Origin of the sequence: Chloroflexus sp. (assembly GCF_034435895.1) — a bacterium.
Lineage (GTDB): Bacteria > Chloroflexota > Chloroflexia > Chloroflexales > Chloroflexaceae > Chloroflexus.
In genome coordinates this window covers 1-10805 of sequence record NZ_DAOTWH010000025.1, presented here as the reverse complement: position 1 = coordinate 10805, position 10805 = coordinate 1, and the positions used below count along the sequence as shown (strand labels likewise).

Below are 10805 nucleotides of genomic sequence, written 5' to 3'. Positions count from 1 at the left end.
GAAAGCACACTGATCCCGATCCTTCTTCGCATTGTTTCCTCCTTTATTGTGTCGAACACCGCCTGTGTGACAGGCTTAAGCAGTATGCACTATACCATAGTATGCATCTTCCGCCAATAACCCAAAAGGATTAATGTCAATTCACCAATAGGCTAGCCCTAGTCAAGGTAGCCTAAATTACGCAACCGATCAAGTACCTCTTGTTCAGCTTGTTCATTTTCCCAACCGGTCGGGTTAAGCGGACGAAGCGTGTCTTCGCCAACGGCGGCAGGAGCAGGGGCAACTGGCTGGTGAAGTTGATTGGTTGCGGACAGGAATTCTGCCAACACGCGGCCATCTTGTTCGGTTGATGGCGGGATACCCAGCAGATGCATGATGGTTGGGGCAACGTCGACAATCTGCACTTCCGGCAACTTACCTTGTTGCGGGATTGTTGGCCCGCACATCGCAATCATGCCGAGCGGACGGTGGATGCCGGTAAAATAGGCGCCGGGTGATGCGAAGATCTGTTGGCTGGCCATCTCGCGCCATGATTGGGCTACATAGCTCATCCCACGCATAATGATATTGAGATCTGGCCCATAGCCGGCATACGGGCCGGTGTAAAGGTCTTTACCACGATAGACGGCATCAACCACTGGTTGGCCATTATCGGTTAATTCATACAGAGCGGCTGTGATCTCATCGAGCAAGGCTTCATATTCTGCCCCCGGCGATACGATGCCTTTTGGTTCACGGCCTTTCAAATTGATATAAATTTGGCCAATGTTACCGAAACTGTACGCTTTTGTTTGCGACCAATCTACAGTTTCAGCTAGTGACAAGGTGGTTGAAGGAGTGAGACGGCGCTGCCAATGAATTGGTATCCGGTGGCGCAGCCACGTCCAGAAAGCATTGTTCAGCTTCGGCGACAGCCGTTCGCGTGATACGCCAAGGCTGAGGGCTAGGCGGCGTAATGCTTCCTCGTGCGATGGGCGTTGGCGTCGTTTGAGCCATCCCTTCTGTTCTAACCAGACATTCAAAAAGACTTCCCGATGCAGTGGCCCGCCGCCATGATCAGAGACGAGAATCACGGTGGTATCGGGGCCAGCCGCGCGCAGCAGCCGGCCGATCTCTTCATCGAGCAACCGGTGAATTTTCAAGATCGCAGCACCGAAGCGGGGCGCCTGTTCCGGATCATGCAACGGATGGGTTGGATCCATGTGATGCCAGAAAAACGTCTCGACCTCATCGATTGCGCGATAGACGATCATGCCTAACTGCCATGGCGTCCGTTCCATAAAGCGCAGCATTGCATCAGTTTGGCTGCGCGTCACGTTCGCCAAATCCAGCAACCATTGCTGTTCACGTCCGGGAGCAAATTCGGTCTCTGGTTCAATCCGGTATCCCCACGCAAGCAACTCTTGCCGGAGCTGGGGAGGATAGGTAAACTGTCCGCTCATCGGCGCTCCGAGGCCAGCGACCATAATGCCATGAACGGGGATTGGTGGATAGGTCAGTGGTACATTGAGCGCTAGCACGAACTGGCCATGTTCGCTAGCATAGTCGAACATGGTTTTAAAGGTGGTTTGGTCACGGCGCGTACTCATGAGGTGGTAGCTGCCCGGCGCTAACCGAACAAAATCAAAAATGCCATGCTTGCCGGGGTTCAACCCGCTAATCAGCGACATCCATGCCGGTGGCGACATCACCGGGATGGTGGAACGCAGGGGTGCAAACGATCCTCGTGCCAACACATCTCTGATATGGGGCAGATAACCGGCTGTCACCCATGGCTCAACTAAATCGAGATCGGCGGCATCAAGCCCGACAATCAAGATACGATTCATCATTTTCCTCCCAGAATGCTATGTTGGTTACGCAGTCGTAGCCAGCGCTGTAACGCTTGCAACTCAGCAGCTCGAATACCACCGAGAAGATATAAGGTCACAAGATAAATGAGTGTCGTCAGTATAGCAGCCAGTATCCAAGGCAGCTGTACGGGAAGGCTGAGTAAAAAAAAGCTGAAGGTTGCGAGGCTGGCGCCGATGGCTGGCCAAAGCACCGGCAATGCCTGCCAAGCGTGTAGATCGCGCCATACAATCCACCAACACCACAAACAAACAAGTGTTGCTGAGCTGACTTTAGCGATCGCGGCGCCGACGACGTTGTAATGTGGTTGGAGCGCGAGGTTGAGACTGATATTAAGGAGCATTCCGGCCAATTGCGGCAACACGGCCTTGTGTTGAATACCAGCAGTCAACATGAGGCGACCGTTTGGAACCAGCAACATCATCCAGAGAAATGACCAGATTAATATTTGTAGTACTGGTATTGCCGCGGAAAACGATCGACGATAGAGTAATGATATAAAGTGTTCTGCATAGAAAGTTACGATTAAGCATATGAATAAAGATAAAAATAACAATAACCGTATTGATTGTTCATAGATGATATATGTTTTTTTGCGATCCTTATGATAAATGGATGCAAATATTGATAAAATAATCTGACGAAAACTATTTGGAATGATAAGCAATGCGTTCAACAAAGTGCCTGCTGCATTATACGCCCCAACTAGAACAATATCATTACGCCCGCCATTAGAGAGAAGCAGACCGTCGAAATTACTTTCGAGCGATGCCATCAGCGCCATCATGAAGAGTGGTATTTCGGCTTGGGCGTATTGCTTCCAAAGATGAGGTTGCAGCGAAATCGCAGGCCAGAAAAAGAGGTTGCCGACCAATATGAAGTAGGCTAGCATGCTCAACCAACTTGTGATTGAGATGACGAATGCGACTGATACACTGTTGCCACCAATCCAAATGATACTTCCGCCTAATACGACTCGTACTATGCCAGCGATTGTATTAATAGTAACAATGTACGAAAGACGTTGAGCAGCAATAAAGAAAGATTGAAACAGGTTTGTAAGACTTTCCGGGATTAACGTTGAGCCAATCAGGATAATAACCGCCAACGTATGGGCGTTATAGGTACTGAATTGAAAGAGCCAAACACATAATCCCCCGAAAATAAGCAGGGACGTGACGGTTCGCGCCAGCAAAAAATTGCCTAAGGTTACTTGACTCTCGGTAATATTCCGTGATGCCTCGCGATTAAGTACTTGTTCCAAGCCACCAAGGCAGAATGCGGCAAGCAGTCCGGTATAGATAAATCCAACGCTAAACGTACTGGCTTCTATTTGATTAGTTTGCCATGTCAATAAGATAAAGAATATTGTATTTGACATCCGCGCTAAAATTTCAGCGAAAACTGCTAACCCAGTTCCGTGAATAGCGCGCCCAAACCACGATTGCATAACAAGCCCGCCTTCGTCAATGAATGCCTACCAGATGAGGAGGAGTCCACATCGCAGGCGCAGCGATAACGTTGCCGTATCCTCTCCCAGTTTGGTGGGTTTGGTGAATGTAGATTGAAGGGTCGTGCGGATTCGAGATTGGCTCGATACGGTTACGCCGCGGGTTGTATCGCCAGAAGCGATAGCCAAATTGGCTTAAGAGATGCCAGATGGCGGTTTGCCGGCCAAATTTACGATTCAATTCGCACAGGATGATCGGCTGATGATGCTGTAAGAGATTAGTTCCATGCTGCAAGACAATATCTTCTGCTCCCTCCACGTCGATAATGATAAAATCGACCCGATCAATGCGGTAAGTCGCTAACCATGAGTCGAGTCGCACAACTGGCACCTGTTCATACGGTTGTGCTGGGGCAGTGGATAACAGAGAAGCTTGCATGGGTGATGAACCCTGAAAGAGCAATGCCTCGCCATCGGTGTCGCCGAGGGCTAAGCGATAGGTTGTAATGTTGCTCGCCACAAGCTGACGCATTTGATTCCATAAAATATTGATTTGTAATTGTTGATATGTTTCTGCAGCCGGTTCAAAAGCGTAGATATGGCCACGCGGCAAGAGTTGGGCTAGAGCTAGAGTATATATGCCGACATGAGCGCCTATATTTAAAGCAATCATATCGGGTTTGACGAGTGAGGGCAGTAAAAAGAATTCCGCTTCATATAGCGGTGTATGATACACAAACAATGGGTATTCCTGTTTAAGCGAAGGGAAGAGTAATTCGATCGCAGGTCGATATTGGATTCGAATGATTTTCGGTTGTGCTAATTGTCCGCTCCAGCGGAGCCAATACCATGCGATCGTCCGTTGGATCAGAGCGCCCCATGGCGCCCGTCCGCCGGGATAGAGGTGTTGTTGGGCCCAACGCCATTCCGAAAACTGTCGAATAAGCGGTAGCCGCTGCCACTGGCTCATGGTCGCAGTCCGTTCGCCATTCCATCATACCAAGCCAGCCGGCTGAAAAGCAGGCCGGGCAGCACATGAGGGTAGGCGCGCAATTCAGGGTATTGGATATAACGTTCGATACAATCAATAACCGCTAAGAGCGGAGCGATTGCCCGTAATCGTTCGGGTTTGCCTTGGGCAATATCAGTGCGGCGGTGGCGTCCAGTCAATTCTGGGTAGCGTGGATAAATAGCGGCATAACTGCGGCCAAACGCTGAGAGATGACGCCAGAGGTCGCCGCTAGTGATCCGATGATGGCGATGATTGACGACCGCCGCTGGTTCGAAAAAGAGCCGATAACCACGCTGCCGGATGCGAAACGAGAGATCGGTGTCTTCGCCTGATGCGCCGGGAAAGCGTTCGTCAAACCCGCCCAGTTGGCAAAAGAGTTCACGGCGAATACTTAGATTGAGGCTGGGGAGATAAGGGCGTTCTCCGGCTGGGCGCGTGACCAGAAAAGGGGCAAAGACAGCTAAGTTATCGCAGAGATGCCAGTACCGTGTATCATCAAAAGCAACGCTCCCGCCAACAACGGCCTCGCCGCGTTGGTGGGCTTGGAGATGGTAGGCCAAACAGTGTGGGTATGCGAGGCAATCGGCGTCAAGAAACCACAAAATATCGCCGTGCGCTTGGTGCGCGCCGATATTGCGCGCGCCGGCTGCACTCACTGGAGCCGGCGTTTCAATAAAATGTACGAGATCGTTCGTGGTGATCAGGCCTGCTTCATCACGGCCAACTACTATCATTTCGTATGGCAGAGGTTGCTGCTGGTGCAAAGCCTGTAACACCTCATTGATGATCGGTGAGTTTAGATTGGGAATAATAACAGAAATGCGCATATTACCAGTCTCGCGCGCGACCAATCATATCTTCGGGAATTGGTTGGTTGAGATATTGTAATATGGTTGGGGCAACATCGTAAATATTCAAATCTTCAATGACGGGCGTAGTAAGTTGCTGGCGCGGGTCATAGAAGATATACATGCCAAACTGGGCATGGTTGGCATCATCTGGGCCGGTATCATTTTCAAACGTATAGATATCAGGGTAGCCAACACTCCCAACTGATCGCCAATCGAGATCGCCGAAATAGACGATAAGATCAGGGGCAATTCCACGTGTTTGACGGTAGATTGCATCTGGCTTAAATACCCGATTTCCCATCGGTTGGCCGTGATGATCCGGCAACGCTTGAAGTTTGGCCATCAGCTCGTCGCGTAAGTGATCGTATTCTGACGCGGGTACGCGACCTTGCGGTTCACGACCGGACACATTCAAGAAAATCCGGCCATAATAACCGCCTGAACCCCATGCCCGAGTGCGCGACCAATCGATCCGGCATCGTTCCAGCGGGGTTGGTTGCGATGGGTATTCTTCTAGAACAAGGTATCCTTCACGAATCAACCAATCATTGAGGCAGACGCCTCCTTTCATGGCTTTTCCGCCATGATCGGATATGATTAATACCGCTGTGTTATCATCAATGGTGTTAAGTAGTTGGTCAATGTGTTGATCGATGAATTGGTAATAGTCATGAATAGCATGGGCAAATGGACTATTGGGCACATACTTGGGATGAGCCGGATCCATATCTTTCCAAAATCCATGATGAATCCGATCGACTCCCATTTCGACCATCATTATAAAATCGTAAGTTTGTTGCTCTAATAGCCGGCGACAGATAGTGAAGCGCTGTGCGGCCAAGCGATAAATGTCGTGCAAGATGCGTTGTTTGTCCAAGGATCGGAAATCGGGTACGTCGACCAAGAATTCTTCGCCGAGCCAATCGTGAATACGGTCACGTAACGAGGGCGGGTACGTGAATTGGCTAGTTGCGTTTGGCGTTAAGAAGCAGCTTACCATTTCGCCGTTCACTGGCGTGACTGGATAGGTAGGGGGCACACCGATGACGCCAACCCGTTTCCCGCGTGCGCCAAGGATATCCCACAAGCGGGGCACGGTGACTGAGCGCGCCGTCACTGTGGTCATGGCAGTGTACCTGTAATCGGCCCGATTGCGAAAACCGTAAATGCCGAGTTGGCCCGGATCTTGGCTGCTCATCATACAGGCCCATGCCGGTACGGTAATCGCTGGAATGCAACTCTCCATGCGACCAGATCGGCCCCGTTCCATTAGCGAACGCAGTACTGGCAAATCATGCCGCCATTGCGAGAAGATGAGTTCGGGCGCTGCGCAATCAAGCCCGATGACCAACAACTTTTCGGCTCGTGAGGACGTTGTCATAGGTGTTTGGTTCCTGCTTGAATCAGCAACATTTCGCTGTAACCCCAGTACCATGCACTTTTGCCCCATACGATCCCCGGCAGACAATGCCAATAACGGCGGAGCGGCGGGTACCGGCTGTATAATTGCAACGCATCGATAAGGGCTAACAAGGGGGCAGTTGCTTGGAGTAAGCTAGCCCAAGCACGAAGCTGACGAGATTGAGTAATGCGATCCCAGCGTTGCGAACGCCGGTGCAGTATAACCTGAATTCGTCCGAAGGAACGCAGATGACGCGCAACCGTAGTGGCGTTAGCACGTGACGGATAATGCATCACTTGCGCTTCCGGCGCAAAAAAAAGCCGATGACCTTGGGCGCGCAACCGGAAGCTCAAATCAACATCTTCGCCGGCAGCACCGCTAAATCGTTCGTCAAACCCACCGATAGCGTTGAAGATTGTGCGTGGCAGGCTAAAGTTGAGACTCGGCAAATAGGGACGTTCGCCGGCTGGCATCATAGCGAGAAATGGCGTGAATGCGAGGAGATTGTCGCATAATCGCCAGTAGGCATCATGTGGTTCGATGGCAATGCTGCCCCCAACGACGGTGTGGCCTTTACGATGCCGGTTAAGGTGGTGGGCTACTAATTCTGGGTGAGCAATACAATCAGAGTCAAGAAATAATAAAATGTCGCCAGTTGCGTGCTGGGCGCCGAGATTGCGGGCAGTTGCTGCCGCCACTGGGTGATTTGTAAAGATAAGCTGGGCTGGCGTCGTGATTGCATTGGGGTCGGTTTGACCAATCACGAGGATTTCAGCGATAGTCTCACGTGCCGTTTGTTGTTCAAGCGAGCGGATTACATCACGAATGATTGGTGAATGTAAAGTAGGAATAACAACAGAGAGGCTCAAGGTAATGCAGTCCTTGCTTTGCAATTTGCACGATGCTTTCCTTGCTGGTACTATACGCTCCAGCAGCTCTATTATACGACATCATCTTGTTTCGAGGAGTGTCCATGAGTCTTCAACCAATCGATGCACAACTGGGGAAGCATTTACAGCCGGGTGATCGCCATTATCGGGCTTTTGTGAGTCATCCTGATAATTATGATATCGTGGCTGCCTTGCAATTCACATTGTTAACCGCGCTTGGGTTGCGAGAACATCATTATTTGCTTGATATTGGGTGCGGTTCACTGCGGGGGGGGCGCTTATTTATTCCTTATCTGTTACCGAATCACTATTTCGGGATTGAACCAGAGGCTTGGTTAATTGAAGAGGGAATTAGAAATGAGTTGGGCGAGTCGATTATTACGATAAAAAAACCATCTTTCGTTCATGATCGTTCATTTAATCTTGAGGTTTTTGGACGAAAATTTGATTTTTTATTGGCGCAATCAATTTTTTCACACGCTTCTGCTGCGCAAATTCGGGCTTGTGTTGCTTCAGCGCGAAAAGTAATGGAACCTCATGCAATCTTTGTGGCTAACTTTGTTGAAAGCAACGTCAATTATGAAGGTGATGAGTGGGTTTATCCCGGCGGTTCCTATTATACGATGGATTTTTTGCGTTCATTGATTGCCGAACAAGGGTTGGCTTGCATGCCAATTCAATGGCCGCATCCGGTAGGATTACGCTGGATTGCGATTGTCCATCCTGATCAAGCCAATCAGCAACTTTTGCGTGATATGGACCTCCTTACAATCCGCGCCGAACGTGATGCTGCGCTGGCGCGGTTGCGCCAACTGGAGTCGCATCCCTATGTTAAAATCGGTCTAGCTGTGCGGCGCTGGTTGCAAACACTGATACGGCGCCGGTAACCTCACTCCACCCCCAACAAATACGCCACCAGCGCCTCGATCTGAGCCGGGCGGAAGTCGTTGCCGTAGGTGCGTGGCATCAACCCGGCTGGGTAGCCGGGGGTGAGCACGGCATCGGGATCAACGATCTCGCGGCGCAGCCACTCGGCGGCGCTGAGGCCTTCGCTGTTGTTTGCCGCGCGGGCGCCGATGCCGGCGAGCGGCGGGCCAAGCGCGGTTGGCCCCGCCGGGTCGAGGCTGTGGCAACCGAGGCAGTAGATGGTGTAGAGCCGTTGCCCTTCGGCGACCGGGTCGGGCGGGGCAGGCCGGTTGCAGCCACTGAAGAGCGCAATGGCGATGAGGCAGGCGATATACACGCTAAGCCGCAATATATGGGCATCACGGCCTTGCCAGCTTACGACCTTACGGCTGGTGTCTTGCGGTGTTGCACTCATCCCACACCTACTTCAGCAATCAGGCGATCAATCTCAGCCAGCCAGACGGCGGCGCTAGCGTCGCTCGGCGCGCGCCAGTCTCCCCGCGGCGAGAGGGCGCCGCCTGAGCCGACTTTGGGGCCGTTGGGCATGGCCGAGCGTTTGAATTGGCTGATTTGGAAGAAGCGGTAAAGGAAGACCCGCAGCCAGCGCAGGATGGTTGGTAGGTCGTAGGCCCGCCGGTCGGCGGCGGGCAGGCCTTCTGGCCATGCCCCCACGGTTGCATCGCCCCACGCATGCAGGGCTAAGAATGCCACTTTGCTGGGCCGGAAGCCGTAACGGGTGATGTAGTAGAGGTTAAAGTCTTGCAGTGCGTATGGCCCGATGATCTCCTCGGTGCGCTGGGCCGGTCTGTCGTCGTTGTTGGCCGTCGCCGGCACTAGTTCGGGCGAGATTTCGGTGGCGAGAATATCAACCAGCACCCGGTTCGCTTCTTCACCCAATTCGCCGCTGCGAATGACATAACGAATGAGGTGCTGGATCAGGGTTTTCGGCACCGAGGCGTTGACGTTGTAGTGCGCCATTTGGTCGCCAACACCGTAGGTACACCATCCCAAAGCTAGCTCGCTGAGGTCGCCGGTGCCAACAACGATTGCGTTGTGGTAGTTGGCTAGCCGGAAGAGGTGCGAGGTGCGCTCGCCAGCTTGCACATTCTCGAAGGTGACGTCGTAGACGGGCGCGCCTTCGCCGGCAGGGTGACCGAGGTCGCGCAGCATCTGCAAGGCCGAAGGCCGGATGTCGATTTCGTGCGCGCCGACGCCGAGTGCGGCCATCAGGGCGTGGGCATTCGCGCGGGTTTGGCTGCTGGTGGCGAAGCCGGGCATGGTGTAGGCCAAGACGTTCCGGCGCGGCAGGCCGAGCCGATCCATCGCCCGCACGGCCACGATCAGAGCTTGGGTACTGTCGAGACCGCCCGATACGCCGATCACCACCTTTTCGACCTTGGCGCTGCGCATGCGCTGGATGAGGCCATGCACCTGAATGTTGTACGCTTCGTAGCAACGCTCGTCGCGGGTGGCCGGATCGTTGGGCACGTAGGGAAAGCGCGCCACTTCACGGCGCAGATCGGTGACAATCGGCGCGGTGAGCGGTAGCGTGATCTTGCGCATGGCCTGCAGCCGCTCGCGGTAGTCGCCGATGCTGTCGCTGAAGCTGGTTTGGCGCATGCGATCTTGCTGCAACCGTTCCAGATCGACATCGGCAACAATGATCTGCTCATCGTCGCAGAAGCGTTGCGATTCGGCGAGCAGCTCGCCGTTTTCGCAGATCAGGGCATGGCCATCCCACGCCAAATCAGTCGTGCTTTCACCCAACCCCGCCGCCGAATAGAGGTAAGCGGCGATGGCGTGGGCCGATTGGCCCATACACAAGGCTCGCCGGTAGTCGGCTTTGCCAATGGTGATGTTGGAAGCCGACAAGTTGCAGAGCACGGTCGCGCCGGCCAGCGCGGCGAAGGTGCTCGGCGGCAGCGGCGTCCACAAGTCTTCGCAGATTTCGACATGCACGGCCAAGCCGGGGATGGCCGGCGCTTCGTAGATCAGATTGGCGCCGATCGGCACGGTCTGACCGGCGACGCGAATCGTGTCGTTGATCACGTCGCGGGCGGCGGCGAAGTGGCGTTTTTCGTAAAATTCACGATAGTTAGGTAAATAACTCTTTGGGGTTACTCCTACGATTCGCCCGTTGCACAGCGCAATTGCGCAGTTGAACAAGCGGCCTTCGTGGCGGAGCGGCGCGCCAACCAGCAGCAGCGCGTTGAGGTCGCTGGAAGCGGCGGCAATCGCGGCCACCGCCTGCTCAACGGCGTCGAGCAGGGCGGCTTGTTGGAAGAGGTCGTCGTTGCTGTAGGCCGAGATCCCCAGTTCGGGGAAAAGGACGAGCACTGCGCCGGCGGCGGCGGCGCGGCGAGCGAGGGCGATGGTGCGTTCGGCGTTAAACGCCGGCTCGGCGATGCGCACCGCCGGGATGGCGACGGCGAGGCGGGCGAAG

At 53.5% G+C, this 10805-nt stretch carries 9 protein-coding genes; 1 reads left to right on the top strand and 8 read right to left on the bottom strand.

Going from position 1 to position 10805, the window contains the following annotated elements; all coding sequences use genetic code 11:
* Positions 1 to 158 precede the first annotated feature (158 nt).
* Genes U9R81_RS01495 through U9R81_RS01470 form a run of 6 tightly spaced genes read right to left on the bottom strand, consistent with a single transcriptional unit; the run spans position 159 to position 7435 of the window.
* Positions 159 to 1829, bottom strand: coding sequence for an alkaline phosphatase family protein (locus U9R81_RS01495; protein ID WP_322493775.1), 1671 nt, complete (start codon positions 1827 to 1829; stop codon positions 159 to 161).
* Positions 1829 to 3301 (bottom strand): polysaccharide biosynthesis C-terminal domain-containing protein, encoded by a 1473-nt coding sequence (locus U9R81_RS01490; protein WP_322493774.1) that lies wholly within the window; start codon positions 3299 to 3301, stop codon positions 1829 to 1831. Before U9R81_RS01490 ends, U9R81_RS01495 begins: the two co-directional genes overlap by 1 nt.
* Positions 3302 to 3317: 16 nt before the next feature.
* Entirely contained in the window at positions 3318 to 4271 is a 954-nt protein-coding gene (locus U9R81_RS01485; protein WP_322493773.1) for an FkbM family methyltransferase, read from the bottom strand.
* Entirely contained in the window at positions 4268 to 5140 is an 873-nt protein-coding gene (locus U9R81_RS01480; protein ID WP_322493772.1) for a glycosyltransferase family 2 protein, read from the bottom strand. The genes U9R81_RS01485 and U9R81_RS01480 overlap by 4 nt, the downstream gene beginning before the upstream one ends.
* A gap of 1 nt (position 5141) precedes the next feature.
* The gene (locus tag U9R81_RS01475; RefSeq protein ID WP_322493771.1) at positions 5142 to 6545 is read right to left on the bottom strand and encodes an alkaline phosphatase family protein; all 1404 of its coding nucleotides are present in this window, start codon (positions 6543 to 6545) and stop codon (positions 5142 to 5144) included.
* On the bottom strand, positions 6542 to 7435 hold the full coding sequence (locus U9R81_RS01470) for a glycosyltransferase family 2 protein (RefSeq protein ID WP_322493770.1): 894 nt from the start codon (positions 7433 to 7435) through the stop codon (positions 6542 to 6544). Before U9R81_RS01470 ends, U9R81_RS01475 begins: the two co-directional genes overlap by 4 nt.
* Before the next feature lie 104 nt (positions 7436 to 7539).
* Here U9R81_RS01470 and U9R81_RS01465 point away from each other — a divergent pair, with 104 nt between their 5' ends.
* Positions 7540 to 8343: a class I SAM-dependent methyltransferase gene (locus U9R81_RS01465; protein WP_322493769.1), complete on the top strand. Its 804-nt coding sequence runs from the start codon at positions 7540 to 7542 to the stop codon at positions 8341 to 8343.
* A gap of 2 nt (positions 8344 to 8345) precedes the next feature.
* Here the strand turns inward: U9R81_RS01465 and U9R81_RS01460 are convergent, their stop codons facing one another.
* Positions 8346 to 8777, bottom strand: a complete 432-nt coding sequence (locus U9R81_RS01460; protein ID WP_322493768.1) for a cytochrome c — start codon at positions 8775 to 8777, stop codon at positions 8346 to 8348.
* Positions 8774 to 10805: NAD(+) synthase (locus tag U9R81_RS01455; RefSeq protein ID WP_322493767.1), on the bottom strand; the 2032-nt coding region annotated here is incomplete at its 5' end. The genes U9R81_RS01455 and U9R81_RS01460, both read right to left, overlap by 4 nt.

Coding starts and splice junctions, on each gene's coding strand:
- U9R81_RS01460 (WP_322493768.1), bottom strand. CDS start 8,777: ATGAGTGCAACACCGCAAGACACCAGCCGTAAGGTCGTAAGCTGGCAA.
- U9R81_RS01495 (WP_322493775.1), bottom strand. CDS start 1,829: ATGAATCGTATCTTGATTGTCGGGCTTGATGCCGCCGATCTCGATTTA.
- U9R81_RS01475 (WP_322493771.1), bottom strand. CDS start 6,545: ATGACAACGTCCTCACGAGCCGAAAAGTTGTTGGTCATCGGGCTTGAT.
- U9R81_RS01480 (WP_322493772.1), bottom strand. CDS start 5,140: ATGCGCATTTCTGTTATTATTCCCAATCTAAACTCACCGATCATCAAT.
- U9R81_RS01485 (WP_322493773.1), bottom strand. CDS start 4,271: ATGAGCCAGTGGCAGCGGCTACCGCTTATTCGACAGTTTTCGGAATGG.
- U9R81_RS01465 (WP_322493769.1), top strand. CDS start 7,540: ATGAGTCTTCAACCAATCGATGCACAACTGGGGAAGCATTTACAGCCG.
- U9R81_RS01490 (WP_322493774.1), bottom strand. CDS start 3,301: ATGCAATCGTGGTTTGGGCGCGCTATTCACGGAACTGGGTTAGCAGTT.